Annotated in this window: 10 protein-coding genes; 2 read left to right on the top strand and 8 right to left on the bottom strand. The window is 62.1% G+C overall.

Translation table 11 applies throughout. From position 1 onward, the window contains the following. Nucleotides 1–58: 58 nt before the first annotated feature. The 8 genes from MTP16_RS22325 to MTP16_RS22290 form a co-directional block, all read right to left on the bottom strand. Entirely contained in the window at nucleotides 59–2,395 is a 2,337-nt protein-coding gene (locus tag MTP16_RS22325) for a S9 family peptidase (RefSeq protein WP_243514206.1), read from the bottom strand. Nucleotides 2,396–2,442: 47 nt separating this feature from the next. Then, nucleotides 2,443–4,299 carry a DUF885 domain-containing protein gene (locus tag MTP16_RS22320; protein ID WP_243514203.1) on the bottom strand — a complete coding sequence of 619 codons (1,857 nt, stop codon included), beginning with the start codon at nucleotides 4,297–4,299 and terminating at the stop codon, nucleotides 2,443–2,445. Between the two features lie 124 nt (nucleotides 4,300–4,423). Continuing rightward, nucleotides 4,424–6,619 (bottom strand): M3 family metallopeptidase, encoded by a 2,196-nt coding sequence (locus MTP16_RS22315; protein WP_243514200.1) that lies wholly within the window; start codon nucleotides 6,617–6,619, stop codon nucleotides 4,424–4,426. A gap of 133 nt (nucleotides 6,620–6,752) precedes the next feature. Then, nucleotides 6,753–8,375, bottom strand: a complete 1,623-nt coding sequence (locus tag MTP16_RS22310) for a serine hydrolase (RefSeq protein ID WP_243514199.1) — start codon at nucleotides 8,373–8,375, stop codon at nucleotides 6,753–6,755. Between the two features lie 105 nt (nucleotides 8,376–8,480). Then, nucleotides 8,481–10,271 (bottom strand): DUF885 domain-containing protein, encoded by a 1,791-nt coding sequence (locus tag MTP16_RS22305; RefSeq protein ID WP_243514196.1) that lies wholly within the window; start codon nucleotides 10,269–10,271, stop codon nucleotides 8,481–8,483. A gap of 269 nt (nucleotides 10,272–10,540) precedes the next feature. Further along, a complete protein-coding gene (locus tag MTP16_RS22300) occupies nucleotides 10,541–12,355 on the bottom strand; it encodes a DUF885 domain-containing protein (protein ID WP_243514193.1) in 1,815 nt (604 codons plus the stop codon). Nucleotides 12,356–12,418: 63 nt separating this feature from the next. Beyond that, nucleotides 12,419–12,985 carry a hypothetical protein gene (locus MTP16_RS22295; protein WP_243514186.1) on the bottom strand — a complete coding sequence of 189 codons (567 nt, stop codon included), beginning with the start codon at nucleotides 12,983–12,985 and terminating at the stop codon, nucleotides 12,419–12,421. A gap of 120 nt (nucleotides 12,986–13,105) precedes the next feature. After that, nucleotides 13,106–14,506: a T9SS type A sorting domain-containing protein gene (locus MTP16_RS22290; protein WP_243514182.1), complete on the bottom strand. Its 1,401-nt coding sequence runs from the start codon at nucleotides 14,504–14,506 to the stop codon at nucleotides 13,106–13,108. Nucleotides 14,507–14,964: 458 nt separating this feature from the next. On the opposite strand from MTP16_RS22290, the gene MTP16_RS22285 reads away from it, so the two are divergent. Beyond that, entirely contained in the window at nucleotides 14,965–17,949 is a 2,985-nt protein-coding gene (locus tag MTP16_RS22285; protein ID WP_243514179.1) for a glycoside hydrolase family 3 N-terminal domain-containing protein, read from the top strand. A gap of 81 nt (nucleotides 17,950–18,030) precedes the next feature. Next, nucleotides 18,031–18,714 (top strand): hypothetical protein, encoded by a 684-nt coding sequence (locus MTP16_RS22280; RefSeq protein WP_243514177.1) that lies wholly within the window; start codon nucleotides 18,031–18,033, stop codon nucleotides 18,712–18,714. Nucleotides 18,715–18,720: the final 6 nt, after the last annotated feature.

The following is an 18,720-nucleotide window of genomic DNA, read 5'->3' as shown; positions in this document are numbered from 1 at the left end:
CACGCGAGATGCCTCGGCTCCGCTCGGCATGACGTTCTTTTTATTAACTATCCGGTGCTTACTGCGCCATGTTGCGCGGGTCGGGCTTGGGCGTCATCTGGTAGTCGTGGGGGGCCTCGGCGCCGGCCAGGTTTTGCACGAAGTAGTCCCAGCGGCGGCGCGTCATGTAGGGCGAATATTGGCCGTAGCCGTGCTGGGCGTTGGGAAATACCACCAAGTCGTAGCTCTTGTTGGCTTTGGTGAGGGCTTCCACTACCAGCCAGGTGTTGTAGGGCGGCACGTTATCGTCCATCAGGCCGTGGGCCAGCATCAGCTTGCCTTTCAGGTTCTTGGCGAAGGTGGCGTTGGCCTGGTTGTCGTAGTTGGTGGTGCCGTCGGGGTTGGTTTTGAGCAGGCCGAGGTAACGCTCGGCCCAGTCGTCTTCGTAGTTGCGGTTTTCGTGGTTGCCCGATTCCGAAATACCCACCTTGAAGAAGTCGGGGTAGCGGAACATGGCCATGGCCGTGGCGTAGCCGCCGCCCGAGTGCCCCCAGATGCCGGCCCGGTCCAGGTCGATGTAGGAGTACTTCTGGGCGAGCTGGCGCAGGCCGGTCACCTGGTCCGAGAGCGTGTTTTCGGCCATGTTGCCGTAGCAGGCATCGTGGTAGCTCTTGCTGCGCAGGGGGTTGCAGCTGCCTTCAATCACCACCACCACGAAGCCCAGCTCGGCCAGGGCCTGGTGGTCGCCGCGCGCAGCCGAGAACGACCAGCTGCCCACGCCGCCGCCCTGCGGGCCGGGGTAGATGTAGTCGATAACCGGGTATTTCTTGCTGGGGTCGAGGTTGGAGGGCGTGAACATCAGGCCGTACAGGTCGTCTTTGCCGTCCTGGGCCTTCACCGTGATGGGCGTGGGCGCCTTCCAGCCGGTGGCGGCCAGGCGCGAGATATCGGTTTTCTCCAGCGTCGAAATCAGCTTGCCGTCGGCGCTGCGCAGTACCGTTACGCCCGGCTTGTCGGGCTGCGAGTAGGTGTCCACAAAGTAGCGGCCCGAGGGCGAGGCCATCACCTGGTGGTTGCCGGCTTCGGGGGTGAGCAGGGTGAGGTTCTTGCCGTCGAGGCCCACGCGGTAAAGGTGCGTGAAGTAGGGATTGCCGGCCTCGCGTCCATCGGCCAGGAAGTAGAGCTGGCGCTTAGCCTCGTCCACTTTCAGCAGCTGCGTCACCACGAAATTGCCCTTGGTAATCTGGTTTTTCACCTTACCACTGCCGGCATCATACAGGTAGAGGTGACCCCAGTTGTCGCGCTCCGAATACCAGACAATTTCCTTCTTCTTGGGCAAATAGCGCCAGTTGATGGTGCCCTGGCCCGACTCAAACTGCGTGGCCACGGTTTCGCTGAACACGTCGCGCACGGCGCCGGTCGTGGCATCGGCCACCCGCACCTTTTCTTCCTTGTGGTCGCGCGAGGTCGACACAAACGCCAGCTCGCGGCCGTCGGCGCTCCAGTCCACGTCGTCGAAGGTGCCGCTGCTCGAAATATCGTCCGAAAGCGTGCCGCGGTGGGCGTCGGGCGCCATCTGGAAGCGCACCACTTTGGCCGGGTTCACCTCGATGACGACGCGCTCAATCATGGCAATGTCTTTGTCGCCTGGCAGCGGGTATTTCCAGCTTTTCAGGGTGGGGTGGCCGATGTTGGTGGTCACGAGGTACATGTCGCCCACGTTGCGCTGGTCTTGCCGGAAGGTGGCAATCTTGCGCGAGTCCGGCGACCAGCGCAGGATGGGCTTGTCGCTGTGCGTCCAGCCGGCGTTGTCGGTGGCGTAGCCGTAGTCCTTGGTGCCGTCGGTGGTGAGCTGGGTGCTTTGGTTGGTTTTCGTGTCGCGCACCCACAGGTTGTAGTCCTTGATGTAGGCGGCCAGCTGGCCGTTGGGCGACACCTCTTCGTTGCCCGCATTCGGGTTGGCGGCCGGGGCCGGCGCGGTGTCCTGGCTCACCTGTCCGCTGGCCAGGTCGTACTTCCAGCTTTTGCCAGCCGCTGCGAAGGTGATGGACTTCTCATCGGGCGCAAACGTGAACGTGCGGAAGGGCAGCCGGCTGCCCTCGTAGCTCTTGCCGCTGGCCGCCGACAGCGCCGCCGCCAGTTTGGTCTGGTCGAAGGCCGGGGTGCGGGTTTTGCGCACCGGGTCCACGAGGATAAACTCGCTGCCCTGGGCCGTCATGGTGCGGTACCAGAACCGGTCGTTCGCCAGCCAATTGGGCTGGCCGGCGCTGTGGTCTATCAGCGCGGCGGTGTTGTAGCCCATGGCGCGCTCGGCGCGGGCGTAGTCTTCGGCCGTGCGCACGGGCCGCTGCTGGGCCGACGCCGCCGAAACGAAAAAGGTCGCGGCCGTGACGAGGGCCGGTACATACTTGTGCATAGTGTCAGTCAAAAAAGCGGGAATTCAGGTAATTGGGGAAAGCAGGGCTATTTGGGCGGGGCCTGGCGCTGGCGGGCGGCCCAGGCGTCCATGCGGCGCTCGGCTACGTCCAGCGGCAGCGCGCCGCCGGCCAGTAGCTCGTCGTGGAAGGCGCGCAGGTCGAACTTGGAACCCAGCTGCTTCTGGTAGCGGGCGCGCCATTCCAGGATTTTCAACTGGCCCGTTTTGTAGCTCAGGGCCTGGCCGGGGTTGCCCATGTAGCGCTCAATTTCGGCCGTCGCCAGCTGCTCGGTGATGACTTCGTTGTCCATCATATACTTAATGGCGGCCTCCCGGGTCATGCCCTTGGCGTGCAGGCCCACATCCACCACCAGCCGGATGGCGCGGTGCATTTCACCGCCCAACGACCCCACGTATTGGTACGGGTCGGTGTAGAGGCCCAACTCCTTGCCCAGGCTCTCGCAATACAAAGCCCAGCCTTCGACAAACGCGCCTGAGCCGCCAAAACGCCGGAACTCCGGCAGGGCCGTGTTCTCGTATTGCAGCATTATCTGGTAGTGGTGGCCCGGAATGGCTTCGTGCAGAAACACGTCCTCCATGGGCGGCAGCGCGGTCACGTTGTACTGGGTGGCGTCGAGGATGGGCACGTAGAAAATGCCCGCCCGCGAGCCGTCGGGCGCGCCGGGCACGTACTGGGCGCTGGCCGAAGCCGCCCGGTAGGCTTCCGTCTGCCGCACCTCAAACGGCGTTTTGGGGGTGCGCCCAAACAGCTTCTTGAGGTTGGGCGCCATGCGCTGGTGAATGGCCTCGAACCCGCCGAGCACCTCCTGCGGCGTTTTGTAGGGCCGGAAATTCGGGTCGGTTTTCATGTAAGCGAAGAAGGCCGGCAGGTCGCCCTGAAAGCCCACTTCGTTTTTCACCCGCTCCATTTCCGTGCGCAGGCGCTTCACCTCGCTCAGGCCCGTCTGGTAGATTTCGTCGGGCGTTTTGCTGGTCGTCGTGGCCTCTTTCACCGCGTAGCGGTAGGCCGCTGCGCCGCCGGGCAGGTCGCCGTAGCCGGAGGTGGTGCGGGCCTTGGGCAGGTATTCGTTTTTCAGGAAAGTGGCCAGCTTCTGGTAAGCCGGCACCAGCTCGGTCAGAACGGCTTGCTGGTAGGCCGTGGTCAGCCGCGCCCGGTCGGCGGCGGGCACGGCCTCGGGCAGCTTGGCAATGGGGCCGTAGAACATGCTCTTGCCGGCGTCGGCCACCACCATGGCCTCCAACTGCGGAATCATCTTCACCACCAGTACCTTGGGCAGCACCACGCCGGTGCGCATCCCCGCCCGGAAATTAGCAATGGCCGAGTCGGTCCAGGCGGTGAAGCCGTGCACGCGGCCCAGCCAGTTGTCGTAGTCTTTGGTCGTTTTGAAGGGCTGCGCGCCCGTGCCCGACCCGTATTGGGCCAGCAGTTGCGGCAGCCCGCCCGTCTGGCCGAAGGGCATCATCCAGAACGGTTGCTGCAGGCCTTCCAACGCCATTTCCAATTGGTACCGGAACACGTCGTAGCTCACCTGGTCTTCGGCCGAAAGCTTGCGGCGGTCCAGCTGCTGCACCCGCGTCAGGTACTGCTGGTAAAACTGCCGTTCCTGCTGCCGGAAAGCCCGGGTCTGGTCATTGGGCAGCTGGTCGTTGTAGCGGTTGTCGCCCTCGGCCGTGGCCTCCAGCGGAAACAGCCGGGCATTGTCTTCCCAGTAAGCCGCAAACAGGGCATGCAGCGGCGCCGAGGTCGCCGCCGAGGCCGTGGTTTCTACTTTGGCCGGGGCTGCTTTGCCCTTTCCTGTGGCTTTCTGGGCCAGCAAGGGGCTGAGCGGAGCGGTTGCCAGCAGCGCGCCAGCTGCCAGGGTTTGCAATACAAGTTTTCGCATGAAATCTACTTAACAGGCCAGTTTGTCGACCCAAGATACTGAACGTGTGACGCTGGCAGTGGCGTAAAAAAGAAAGCCCCGTGGCCGGGGCTTTCCTGAAACATGGGCACGCGCGGCAAGGACGCTACTTACGCTTGCCAGTTGCTTGCGGGGCCGCTTTGGACTGGACTTTGCCAGCCGACGCTTTGCCCGGCGTGGCCTGGGCGGCCGGCAGGGGGAAGCCGCGCTGCTTCATCAAGGCGTCGATTTTTGGGTCGCGGCCGCGGAAGGCGCGGTAGCCGGCGGCCGGGTCCACAGTGTTGCCCACCGTGAAGACGTATTTGCGCAGGCGTGCCGCCACGGCCTTATCGTAGGGGCCGCCCGCTTCGGTGAAGGCGCTGAAGGCATCAGCCGCCAGCACCACCGACCACAGGTAGGAATAGTAGCCCGCCGAGTAACCGTCGCCCGAAAAAACGTGCGTGAACTGCGGCGTGCGGTGGCGCATCACCAGCTCGTGGGGCATGCCCAGGCCGGCCAGGGTTTCGCGCTCAAACTTGTCGGGGTCAATTTTCTGGCTGCCCGCCAGGTGCAGCTTCATGTCGATGAGCGCGCTCGATACGGCCTCGGTCGTACCAAAGCCTTCGTTGAAGGAGCTGGCTTTTTTGATGCGGTCCACCAGCGCCTGCGGGATGGGCTGGCCGGTCTGGTAGTGCAGGGCGAAGCGGTTGAGCACCTCGGGCGTAGCCAGCCAGTTCTCAAGCAGTTGCGACGGAAATTCCGCGTAGTCGTTCGCCACGTTGGTCCCCGAAAGAGTGGGGTAGGTCACGTTGCTCGACAGCCCGTGCAGGGCGTGGCCAAACTCGTGAAACAGCGTGGTGGCGTCGGTCCAGGAAATGAGCACGGGCTCGCCGGGCTTGCCCTTCACGAAGTTGGAGTTGTTCGACACAATGGTGGTTACGTTCTTACCGTCTATGCGCTGCTGGTTGCGGTAGGCGTTCATCCAGGCACCCGAGGTTTTGCCGGGCCGGGCGTAGGGGTCGAAGTACCAGAGGCCCACCTGCTGGCCGGTGGTTTTGTCGTTCACCTGCCACACCCGCACGTCGGGGTGGTACACGGGCACATCGGTCACGGGCACGAAGCTGAAGTTGAACAGCTCGCCGGCCATCCAAAACATGCCCTCGCGCATCTTATCGAGCTGCAAATACTGCTTCACCTCGTTCTGGTCGAGGTCGTAGCGGGCCTTACGCACCTTCTCGGCATAATAGCGGTAGTCCCAAGGCTCGAAGGTGAAGTTGGCCGGGGCGCCTTCCTTTTTGGCCAGCGCCAGCATGTCGGCCACTTCTTCGTGCTCGCGAGCCACGGCGGGCTTCCACACCTGCTCCATCAGCTGCATGGCGGCTTCCGGGGTTTTGGCCATGGTGTTGTCGAGGCGCAGGTGGGCGTGGGTGGGGTAGCCCAGCAACTTGGCCCGCTCGGCCCGCAGCTGCAGAATCTGGGTGATGACGGCGTTGTTGTCGTGCGGGCCGCCGTTGTCGCCGCGGTTCGTGAACATGCGCCAGGCCTTCTCACGCAGTTCACGCTGGTCGGAGTAGGTTAGAAACGGGTCGATGCTGGAGCGCGTATTGGTGATGACGCCCGCCGCCGCAATCTTGCGGGTACCGGCCGTGGTTTTGGCCGCGTCCACCAGCGAAGCCGGCAGGCCGCCCAGGTCCTGCTCGGTTTTCAGCACCAGCACGTCGTCGCCCTCGTCAGCCAGCACGTTCTGCGAAAACTTGGTGAACAGCCCCGCCAGCTCCTGGTTGATGGCCGACACCCGCGCCTTGGCCGGGCCCGCCAGCTTGGCGCCCGCCTGCACAAACTCCTTGTAGCGCACCTCCGTCAGCCGATATGCCTCATTGGGCAGCTTGGCCTTGGTTTTCAACTGCTGTTGATAAACAGCCTGAATGCGCTGGAACAAGGCCGGGTTCTGGGTAATCTGGTCGTTGAAGGCGGCCAGCTTGGGCGCCATCTCGGTTTCAATGGCGCTGAAGGTGGCATCGTTCAGCGCGCTGCTCCAGATGTCGTAAATGGTCGAAACCCGTGCCAGGGTTTGCCCGCTGCGCTCCATGGCGGCAAGGGTGTTCTCGAACGTGGGGGCCGCCGGGTTATTGGCAATGGCGTTGATTTCGGCCATTTTTTCGGCCATTGCGGCTTCCAAAGCTGGCTTGAAATCGGCCACTTTCACCTTGTCGAACGCGGGCACGCCGCCGTGCGGGCCGCTCCAGAGCGCGAGTAGGGGCGAGGGGCCGGCAGCGCGGGCTGAAACGGGCGCACCCGCAACCGAAGCAGTGGCTTGGGCCATGGCAGGAGCCGTAAGAAATAGGCTGGACAGGCCAAGCATCGCCAAAAAGCCAACCGGCCGCCGGGAAAAAGAAGAACGCAACATCGTGGGAATTGAAATCAGAAGCGGGAATTGCCGTTGAAGATAAAGCCGTTTATTGGCCGGCGCCCGCCGTGGGCTCCGCCACGCGCTTAAAATCGAGGTCCTGAAAGTCGTAGCTGAAATCGGTGGCGGGCGAAATAGGCTTCATCTTCAGGCCAGAGGCGCGGCCCTGGTCGTCGAGGGTGAAGGTGGCGAAGGCGTCGGCGTTAAAGGTGCGCGACTTCCAGCGCACCACGTGAGTACTGCCACGGTAGGGCAGCACCTGGCCCACCAGGCGCGGCGCCCGCACCGCGCGCAGCCACAACTGCGGGCCTTGCTGGTACACGTTCACGTCGCCCAGCCAGGCATCGTGGTAGCGGCCCACGTAGGCGCTGTAGTCGGCTTTTTTCGGCGCGGCTTTCTGGGCCAGGGCTACTTGCTTATAAGCGTCTGCAGTGATTTGGTCAGCACCGGTGGCGCGATTCTTCAGGCGGTCCAGTATTTCCTGCACGCGGTCGACGTTCTTTACGCCTAGGTAATGGTCTTCGATGGTTCTGGTAATGGCTGCATAGGCCCCCGACTCTTGGTTGGTGAGTACGATGATTCCCAGGCGCAACTCAGGCAGCAGCGTCACCATTGTTACCTGGCCCGGCACAAAACCATTGTGCAACACTACTTTATAGCCGCATGCGTCCTGCAAAAACCACCCCAAGCCGTAAGCCGAAAAGTGGGTATTGTAGCCCGTTGTAAAGTAGGTAGGCGGCGCAACGGTTTGCGGCGTCCAGAGCTCGCGTTGGGTGGCGGGTTTCAGCAGCGGGGCCGGGGCCCCGGACCCACCAAGCAGCATCAGGGCCCATTGGCTCAGGTCGGTTACGCTGGAGTAGATGCCCCCGGCGGGACCAGTCAGCGGGTTCACGTAGCGGGCCACCACCTCCGTCTGGTTGTTTACCCGCGCGTAGCCTTCGCTCACGTTCGTGGGGTTGGCCAAGCGGGCAAAACCTGCCGCGCTGCGCTTCATGCCCAGCGGCTTCAGCAGGCGGGCCTCCACAAACTCGGCCCAGGACTGTCCGGATATGCGCTTCACCACTTCGCCCGCCACCACATAAAGGTTGTTGTCGTAGTCGAACTTGCTCCGAAACGACGACACCGGCTTGAAATAGCGCAGATTATGAATCACGTCCTTCACCGTAAAGTCGCTGGAATCGGGGAACATCATCAGGTCGCCGGCGCCCAGGCCCAAGCCGCTGCGGTGGCACAGCAGGTCGCGCACCGTGAACTCGGCCGTCACGTAGGGGTCATACATCCGGAACTCGGGGATGTAGTCGGTCACCTTGTCGTCCCAGCGCAGCTTGCCCTCGTCCACCAGCAGGCCCAGGGCAGCGGCCGTGAACGCCTTGCTGTTGGACGCGATGCCGAATAGGGTGTTGGCATTCATCGGCGCTTTGGTGGCCAGCGAGCTGACGCCGTAGCCCTTGGCCAGCACCACCTGCCCGTCCTTTACCACGGCCACGGCGATGCCGGGCACATTCAAGTCTTTGAGCGCACGGGCCACCACAGCATCCACGGCCGCTACGTCGAGCGGGGTAGTGACGGGCAAGGCTACTTGGGCACAGGTCGTGGGTGGGTTGAGGGTGATGGCCAATACCAAGCCGAGTACGGCGGTAAGGCGGCCAAGAGGAATAAAGAATGAAGTCATTCAAAACAAAATTTAGCTTAAAAGAAGAATTGGCTGGCAATGTAATCCTGGCAATTCAATTCCAGCTATATCTCGTTCTATTCCACTGCAAGGCCGCCAGCCCGCCTACCGTTGGCGCACGGCCCAGGCGTCCATGCGGCGCTCCAGGATGGCCAGGGGCATGGCGCCGCCTGACAGAATCTCATCGTGGAAGGCGCGCAGGTTGAATTTGGTGCCCAACTGTTGTTCGTAGCGGGCGCGCAGCTCGCGCAGTTTGAGCTGGCCTGTCTTGTAAGCCAGGGCCTGGCCGGGCAGGGCCAGGTAGCGCTCCACCTCGGCGGTGGCATCCGGCTCGCTGATGGGCTCGTTGGCGATGAGGTAGGCCACGGCCTGCTCGGGCGTCATGCCTTTGGCGTGCAGGCCCACGTCCACCACCAGGCGCAGGGCGCGGTGCATCTCATCGCCCAGCGCGCCCATGCGCTGGTAGGGGTCGGCGTAGAGGCCCAACTCGCGGCCCAACGATTCGCAGTACAAGCCCCAGCCCTCGCTGAACGCGGGGTACACAGCAAAGCGGCGGAACTTGGGCAGGGCGGCGTTTTCCTGCTGCAGGGAAATCTGGTAGTGGTGGCCCGGAATGGCCTCGTGCAGAAACAGCGACTCCATGCCCGAGGTGGTGGCAAACCGGGTGGCGTCGGGGATGGACACGTAGAAAATGCCCGGCCGCGAGCCGTCCGGGGACCCGCGGTTGTACTCGGCCGTGGCCGCGGCTTCGCGAAACTTTTCGGTTTCCCGAATTTCAAACGGCGACCTAGGCACCTGCCCAAACAGCTTGGTCAGGTTGGGGGCCACGCGGGCCTGAATGCCACGAAAGGCATTGAGCACTTGCTCGGGCGTTTGGTATGGCGTGAATTTGGCGTTGGTGCTCAGGTAATTAAAAAAGCCCGCTAGGGTGCCCCGGTAGCCCACGCGCCGCCGGATGGCCTCCATCTCGGCCCGGATGCGCTTCACCTCGGCCAGCCCGGTTTGGTAGATGGCGTCGGGCGTGCGGTCGGTGGTGGTCATCAGGCGCACGTTGTAGCGGTACATCTCGGCGCCGCCGGGCACGTCGCTCAGGCCGGTGCTGCTGCGGGTCTGGGGCAGGTATTCGTTCAGCAGAAAATCGGCCAGCCGGCGGTAGGTCGGTACCAGGTCGGTGGCAATGGCCTGCTGGTAGGCGGCCGCCAGCCGCACCTTGTCGGCATCGGAAAAGCCGGGCGGGAAATGCAGCGCCGGTCCGTAGAAAGGGCTACGAATCACATCGGAGGTTACCTGGGCCTGCAACTGGGGCACCATGCGCTGCACCACCGCGCGCGGCAACACCACGGCCGCCTTCATGCCCAACCGGAAGTTGGCCACGGCCGAGTCGGCCCACACCGGAAACCGGTCCACCCGCGCCAGCCAGTTGTCGTAGTCGCGCACGGTGCGGAAGGGTTGGGCCCCGGTGCCCGTGCCCAGCATCGCCAGGGCGTTGGGCACGCTGAAAAACGGGTCCATGGGCATCATCCAGGTGTTCAGCCTCAGCCCGTCGAGGCGGGTGCGCATTTCGTACTGGAAAATGTCGTAGCTGAGCTTGTCTTCGGCCGGGAGGCGGGCCCGGTCAATGTTGAGCAGGTCGTTGAGGTAGCGGCGGCAAAGGCGCTGCTGCTGCTGCCGGAAGGCGTGCGTCTGGTCGTTGGGCAGGCGGTCGTTGTAGCGGTTGTCGCCCTGGGCCATGGCCGCCAGCGGAAACAGCCGGGCGCGGTCTTCCCAATAGGCATTGAACAGGTTGGCCAACAGCACCGACGCCGCGCTGGCCCGGCTCGCCGGGGGCGCCTGGGCCAGGGCCGGCCGGGCAAACAGCCCCAGCGCTACCAGCAAAACGAAAACCAACTTCCGCATCAAAACCTGAATAAGCCCGCAATCTACGCCCGTTCGCCCCGCAGGGCCGTGTTGATACCACTTCTATATAGCACAAACCCCACGCTGATTGGTTCCAGCGTGGGGTTAGGGTTCTATTTAGATGTTGAATCTAGAACGTCATGCAGAGCGCAAGCGAAGCATCTATACCGCGCAAGTAACTAATTAGTATTGAGGCAAACATGCTTCGCTGCGCTCTGCGTGACGTTCCTTTTCTCACTTCTCACTTCTCACTTCTCACTTCTCACTTCTCACTTCTGCTTCGCCGCCCAGGCGTTCATCTTGGTTTCGAGCACGCTCAGCGGCATCACGCCGTCCTTCAGCAGCTCGTCGTGGAAGTTGCTGAGGGAGAACTTGCTGCCCAGCTGCTTTTCGTAGCGCGCGCGCAGTTCCTGGATTTTCAATTGGCCGATTTTGTAGGCCAGCGCCTGGCCCGGAATGGCCATGTAGCGCTCGATGGCAGCCGTGTCGTTTTCGCGGTTGTCGGGCGTGTTATCGAGCATGTAGTCAATGGCTTGCTCGCGGGTCATCTGGCCGGTGTGCAGGCCGGTGTCCACTACCAGGCGCACGGCGCGCAGCATCTCGTCGCTCAGCGCGCCAATGTACTGGTAGGGGTCTTTGTAGAGGCCCAGCTCCTTGCCCAGGCTTTCGCAGTAGAGGGCCCAGCCTTCGGTCATGGCGCCGTAGCCGGCAAACTGGCGGAACTTAGGCAGGCTGGTGTTTTCCTGCTGCAGGGAAATCTGGTAGTGGTGGCCCGGAATGGCCTCGTGCAGAAACAGCGACTCCATGCCCTGCGTCACGTTGTACTCGGCGGGCTTGGGCAGCGGCACGTAGAAAATGCCCGGCCGCGTGCCGTCCGGCGAGCCCTGGTTGTACTCGGCGGAAGCCGAGGCTTCGCGGAACGCCTCGGTGCGCCGAATCTCAAACGGCGTTTTGGGCGTGCGGCCGAACATCTTTTTCAGGTTCGGGTCGATGGTGGCCTGAATCTTCCGAAAACCGGCCAGCACTTCCTCGGCCGTCTTGAAGGGCATGGCCTTGGGGTTGGTTTTCAGGCTCTCAAAGAACTGGCGCAGCGTACCCTTGAAGCCCAGCTCGGTTTTCATGCGCTCCATCTCGGCGCGCAGGCGGGCCACCTCGCGCAGGCCCAGGGCGTGGATTTCGGCCGGTGTTTTCTCCGTGGTGGTCCAGTAGCCCACGTAGTAGCGGTAGATTTCCGGCCCGCCCGGCACGGCGTTGATGCCGCTGGTGGCGCGCGACTTGGGCAGGTATTCATTGGCCAGAAAGTCGCCCATCTTCTTGTAAGTGGGCACCACCTGGGTCAGAATCGCCTTCTTATACGCCTCGGTCAGGCGCTGCTTGTCGGCGTCGGAAAAGTCCTTCGGGAAAGTATTTATCGGCCCGTAGAACAGCGACTTGGTCGGGTCCGTCACCTGCATGTCGGCGGCGCGCATCTGCGGCAGCATCTTCACCACCAAGGCCTTCGGCAGCACCACCCCGGCCTTCATGCCGCGCCGGAAGTTGCCGATGGCCGAGTCGGCCCACACCGTGAAGCCCTGCACGCGGCCCAGCCAGTTATCGTAGTCCTGCACGGTCTTAAATGGCTGGTTGCCCTGCCCCGAGCCGTACTGCCCCATGCTGATGGGCAGCCCCCAGAATTGCTGAAACGGAATCATCCAGGTGTTCAGCTTCAGCCCCGCCACCCGCTGCTTCAGGTCGTACTGAAAGATGTCGTAGCTGATTTTATCGTTCTCGTCCAGCTTGGCGCGGTCGAACTTGCCCAGCCGGGTCAGGTAGTCTTGGTAAAACGTGCTGAGTGTATCGCGAAAGGCCTGCGTCTGGTCGTTGGGCAGCAGGTGGTTGTAGCGGTTGTCGCCCTGCGCCGTGGCCGAGAGCGGGTCGAGCCGCGACTGCCGCTCCCAGAAGCTGGCAAACAGGCCGTTTATGCCTTTGGTGGAATCGGCGGCTGTCGTACCGTTGGCGGCAGTGGCGTTTTCCGAGGTTTTGGTTTGGTTGCAGGCCGTAGTGAGCGCCACGGCCACCAGGCCGGCGAGGGCAATTTTCTTCATTGGTTAAGGAACGGGAATGTGCCGCAAGCTACGAAACCGCTCCCTAGCCCCGTACGCCCCGCGCTACTGGACTGGCACCGGCGCAGACGGCGCCGCCAGGCGCGCCATGGCCAGCCGGCCCAGCGCCTTGGCTACCTGCCAGCGCGAGTAGCCGCGGTCGGCCCGCGGCAGGCCGATAACCAGCGTGCGGTCGGGCAGGCCCACGTACAAGTCGCCATGCGAGTCATCGTAATACGCCTCGTGCCCCAGTCCACTCACAGCCAATATGTTGCGCCGCTTCAGGCGGTTGCCGGTTTGCACGATGCCGAAGGCCGAGGCCGGCCGGTACGAAACCACCACCACGGCATCGGGGCTGTTGGGCTGGTCGGCCTGCACAAAACGACAGGCCTCGCCGCCGGCCTGCTGCTGCACGGGCTGCCCGGTGAGGTCGCCCACCTCGCGGGGCGTGAGCAGGCGGCAGGTCTCGGTGGGCAGCGTGGCCGTGGTGTCGAGCTGCACGGTGGTGGCCCGGGTTGAGCCGCCGCTCGACTGTTCCAGGGGTGCGTTGCTGCTGCAGGCACTTATCAGCAGGCCACCGCAGGCCACTGCCAGTTGCATCCAGATATAGGGTCGGAAATAAGATAGGTGCATAAGGCAGAGCGAAAAGTGAGAACTTCCGGTTAATACCGGAAGTACGTGAGAATGCAAAAAATAGCCCTGCTTTCACCGAAGAAAGCAGGGCTATTACAAACAGGAGGAGTCCGGCGGGCGCTATTCGTGCATCAGGCGCTGGATAGTGCGGCCGTTAGAGCTGGTCAGCTCCAAGAAGAAGGGGCCTTTGGGTAGGCCGGATACATTCAGGCGCTCGCCACCGGTAGCCTGGCCGTGCAGAATGCTCTGCCCCAGATTGTTGTACACGCGGTAGGTAACCGGGCCTAGGTCGGCGGCCAACGTGATTTGCCCTTCGCTCGGATTGGGGAAGGCCATTGCTTCGGTGCGCGGGCCTTTCGCGACGGCCACAGGCGAGTAGGCAATGGTGCCGTCGTTATCCACTTGCTTCAGGCGGTAGTAGGCCAGACCGGTGAGGGGCTGTTTGTCCACAAAGGAGTATTCGTGGGCTACCGTGCTGTTGCCGTTGCCCTTCACACTGCCAATAGTTTCAAAAGCTTCGCCTGTGGCGCTGCGCTGCACGTCGAAACGGTCATTGTTTTTCTCACTGGCGGTGGCCCAGTTCAGGTTCACGGCTTTGCCTTTGGCCGTGGCTCCAAAGCGGGAGAGTTCGACGGGCAGGGGCAAGCTGGAAGAAATGGTGACGTTGTCCAAAACAAGAATATTTCTTCTGGACGTATTAATAGTGATGGAAGCAGCTACGGTGGTTCTGTCAGCAAAATTGGGAAGCGTAATATCAACCCTTGATATCGTAGACGTTGCGACAGCCGTATTTTGGCCGCTGACTCCCGTAACGGCCGCGATTATTGGGGAGGTAGTGCTATTGCCGGCCAGAAACAACGGTCCACTGTTTGCACCATTTGTTGAATTGATGGTGATAGTAGCAGTTGATATCGCCCCAGTGATGGCATTTGTCAACGTAAAGTTCACCACAAAGGTACTGCCCCCCGTAAACCCGTCACTGTACGCCGGATTTAACGAAGCATTTCCAAGGCTTCCTACTTCGAAAGAAAACAGGTTGCCAGCAGAGCTTTTTTGGAAAATTTGGGGGTCGAAATTTACTGTTGTCGCGGTGCCTGTAAGACCGTTACTACCGTTAATAACGCCATAGGTTCCGAAACTACCGGCGGAAGCAGCAGTTGTCGAGTTATTAAAATAAGCACCGTTGGCATCCGTAGAAAAGCCCAGCACGCTCCCTGTAGCGGGGGCGGTGTATGCAGCGTTGAAGCCTTGGGTTTTGGATGATGTTTGGGCAACTGCGACAGATGAGCTAAGTAGCAAGGCGGTCGTGCTAAATAGAATAGCTTCCTGGAAGCCAGGGCGCAGAGCGAAAGAAAGTAAGTGAGTATTCATGCGTAAAAAGGGGGTATTGCGGGAAATTCTGCAAAAAAAGACTCTGGAAGAGTCAAAAAATTTGAAGCTAAGAAGTTTACCTAGAATTAAAAAAAATTCAATAAAAACTTTGCAAAACAATTGCAAGGTACATAAGTCTAGCTTATTCATCTGAACAATTATACCTGTCCATATTTGAAATAGCGGCTCAATATTACTTGCAAATAATTGATTAATAATAATATGCGTTTGTATTATTTTCGGCAATCAAATAATGTTCATACATTGCTTTATGCGTTAGGGTAGCTTCTGGAATGGATAATTTGGCTTGGTTGTGCACTGCAAACATCAGTAAATCAATGTGTTTATTTGTCGGAGGCTTCAATTCCTGGGGGGGATGAGCGGATGCCGGCTACGAGAGCTACTTTCGTGTAAACATCCCATTCCAACTTTTGTCGCATCTCAAGAATCTGCTGCTATTTTGCAGCCTGTTGGCACTGTCGCTATGGGCAGGTGCGCAGCATCGGCCTGGCTCCATTTCTAGTGGTCAACAATCTCCGGCTAAGCCCAAAGCCCACAACCGCCAGCCATCGGCTTCCGCCAAAAAAACTGCGGTCAACCGCGCCACCATGCGCAGGGCTGCCGCCGAGCCCCGTTCTACTGCCAAAGCCCCCGCTTTCAACCGCTACCTGCACTCGCCTTGGGTCGACAGCGTGATGCGCACGCTCACGCCCGACCAACGGGCCGCGCAGCTGTTTATGGTGGCCGCGTATTCCAACCGCAAGCGCATCGACGAAGACTCGATTTCTACGCTCATCCAGCGGTATGGCATCGGCGGGCTCATTTTCTTTCAGGGCGGGCCGGTGCGGCAGGCCAAGCTGCTGAACCGCTACCAGAGCCAGGCCAAAGTGCCGCTGCTGGTGGCAATGGACGGTGAATGGGGCGTGGGCATGCGCCTCGACAGCATGGTGAAATTTCCCTACCAAATGAGCCTGGGCGGCGAAACCGACACCACGCTGCTCTACGACATGGGCCGCGAGGTGGCCTACCAGTTCAAGCGGCTCGGCATGCACGTCAACTTCGCGCCGGTGGTCGACGTGAATAACAACCCCGCCAACCCGGTCATTGGCTTCCGGAGCTGGGGCGAAAACCCGGCGGCCGTGGCCCGCGACGGCCGCCAGTACATGCGCGGCATGCAGGACGCCGGCGTGCTGGCCGTGGCCAAGCACTTCCCCGGCCACGGCGACGTGGACGCCGACTCGCACCTGGCCCTGCCCACCGTTCGCGTCGACCGCCGCCGGCTCGATTCGCTTGAGCTGCCGCCCTTTCGCAGCCTGGTGGCGGGTGGCCTGGGCGGCATGATGGTGGCCCACCTCAACGTGCCCGCCCTCGACACCGTGCCCGGGCCCAGCACGCTCTCCAGGCCCATCATCGAAGGGCTGCTGCGCCAGGAAATGGGCTTTAAGGGCCTGATTTTTACCGATGCCATGAACATGAAGGGCGTCACGTCGATGTTTGCGCCCGGCGAGGCCGATGTGCGCGCCCTCATCGCCGGCAACGACATTTTGGAGTTCAGCAAGAATATTCCGCTGGCCCTGCGCATGGTGCGCGCAGCCGTGGACAGCGGCCGCCTCACCCAGCAGGAAATCGACGTGCACTGCCGCCGCGTGCTGGCCCTCAAGCAGTGGGCCGGCCTGAACCGCTACCGCCCCATCAAGCTCCAAAACCTGTACGAAGACCTCAACGCGCCACACGCCCAGTACCTCAGCCACCGCCTCACCGAGCTGAGCATCACGCTGCTGCGCAACCAAAAAAGCCTGCTGCCGCTGCAGCGCCTCGACACCCTGCGCGTGGCCACGCTGGTGCTGGGTAGCACCAGTCCCGACACCACCGACTTCCAGCGGGCCGTGGCCGACTACGCGCCCACGGCCCACTTCCGTGCCGCGGCCACCCCCACGCTCGACGAGCTGGCCCAGCTGCGCACGGCGCTCAAGCCCTACAACCTGATACTGGTCTCGCTCCAGAACCTGGGCCGCCTGCCTGCCACCAGCTTCGGCATTACGCCCGAAACCAACCTGCTGCTGCGCGAATTGGTAAACCAGAGGCAAACACTGGTGCTCAGTGTGTTCGGCTCGGCCTACGCCGTGGCCAAAGTGCGCGACCTCGACCGGGCCGCTGCCGTGGTGCTGGCCTATCAGGAAAGCCCGAATGCGCAGAATCTGGCCGCCCAGGCCATTTTTGGCGGCATCGGGGCCAGCGGCCGCCTGCCCGTGACGGTGAGCGACCGGTACCCGCGCGGCTTCGGGCTGCGCACGGCCTCGGGTTTCCGCCTGCGCTACGCCAACCCCGAAGACGTGGGCATGGACCCGCGCCTCGAAGCCCGGGTGGACAGCCTGGTGGGCCGGGCGCTGGCGGCGCAGGCGTTCCCGGGCGGGCAGGTGCTCATTGCCCGGCGCGGCACGGTGGTGCTGCGCAAAAGCTACGGCAACCAGACGTATGCAGGCTTTGAAAGCGGGGAGCGGGAAGCGCGAAGCGGGAAATCGAAGGAAAAAGATGCTCCCCGCTCCCCGCTTCTCACTTCTCCTTCCGTGCCGCGGCCGGTGAAAAATGACGACCTCTACGACCTGGCTTCGATGACAAAGCTGATGGCCGCCACGCCGGCGCTGCTGAAGCTGCAGGGCCAGGGCAAATTCAGCCCCGACAGCGCGATGGGCAATTATTTTGGCTTCCTGCGCGGCACCAACAAGGCCGATTTGAAGATGCGCGACGTGCTGGCCCACCAGGCCCGGCTTAAAGCCTGGATTCCGTTTTGGCAGGAGCTGCGCAAGAAAAACGGCGAGCTGCGCCGCCGCTATTTCCGGGCCGACTCGTCGGCGCGGTTTCCGCTACCGGTGGCGGCCGGGCTGTGGGCGCGCAAGGACTTGCCGGCCCGCATCTATAAGGAGATTGGCGAGTCGCCGCTGAATGACAAACCGGGCTACGTGTATTCCGACTTGTCGTTTATTCTCTACCCCGAGCTGGTGAAGGCTAGGACGGGGCAAACGTTTGACAGCTACTTGCAGCAGCAGGTGTACCGGCCACTGGGCGCCACCACGCTGGGCTTTCGGCCCACCAACCGCTTTCCACGCAAGCGCATCGTGCCCACCGAAGTCGATTCGGCCTTCCGGCGGCAGCTGCTGCACGGCACCGTACACGACGAGGGCGCGGCCCTGCTGGGCGGCCTCTCGGGCCACGCCGGCCTGTTTGGCGATGCCAACGATGTGGCCAAGCTGGCCCAGACCTATGCCTGGGGCGGACGCTACGGCGGCCAGCAGCTCTTCGACAAAACCATTATGGACGAGTGGACGCGCTGCCAGTTCTGCCCCGACAACCGCCGCGCCCTGGCCTTCGACCGCCCCGCGGCCAACCCCACAGTGAACTCGGCCAAATCGGCCTCGCAACGCAGCTACGGGCACACGGGCTTTACGGGCACCTACTTCTGGGTAGAGCCGGAAAAGGATTTGGTGGTCATTCTGCTCACCAACCGGGTGCACCCCACGCGGCGCAATAACAAGCTGGGCGACTTGAGCGTGCGCAGCTCCTTGCTGCAGCTGGCCATTGAGGCAGCGCGGTAAGCGCGGGCGATGAATGTTGGCTAACGCATTGCTGCAACGTGCTTACCTTGCTAATGTGCCTTTCCATTAATTCATTATCCCATGCGTTCTACCGCCGCTGCCTTACTGCTGTTAGCCTTGGCGGGCTGCGGCAAAAAAGAAACGCCCGAGTACCGCCTGTCTGCTGAACAAATGGCGTGGCAGCCCTATCATGTGGGCGACGTGCTCCGGTTTGGGCAGGCGCGTAGCAGCAAGGTGCGCACGTTCTCCATTACGGAGGTCGACGACCGCATCGTTGAGCTCTGCAACTGCGGAGGCATTCCCGTGTTGGCAGGCCCAACGCCGTCGAGGCTACAACAAATTAGGGTGGACGTCCTGCGCACCGATACTGTGCGTTACGTGCGCTCTTCGAGCAGCACGCCGGGCCGGCCCGATTCCATTCCCATGACCCAGGGAGGTACTTTGCTAGAGATGAGCCTTGACGACAACCATGGCGCCGGGCCGGTAGTCGTTCGGACTCAGCTTTATTGGGATTTTGGGTTTTACAACAACCTGCCCGTGCAGGAAGCCATTGCCGGCAAAGCACTGCCTGATACCACGGCTCGGGTTTTGCCCAGCTTGCGGGTGGGCGGTGTAAGCTACGGCCCGGTTATTCAGGTATCGAACAGCCCATATGCCGCTGTGCCCACGCCCCGGACCAAGCCCATTCGGCGGCTGTACTACGCCAAGGGCGTGGGCGTCGTGGCCTTTCTCGAAGGAGGTACGCTTTGGTACCGACTGCCGTAATCGGGA

The sequence above is a fragment of the Hymenobacter monticola genome, from assembly GCF_022811645.1.
Taxonomy (GTDB): domain Bacteria; phylum Bacteroidota; class Bacteroidia; order Cytophagales; family Hymenobacteraceae; genus Hymenobacter; species Hymenobacter monticola.
The sequence above is the reverse complement of the archived record's forward strand: the minus strand, read 5'-3'. Positions and strand labels throughout refer to the sequence as shown.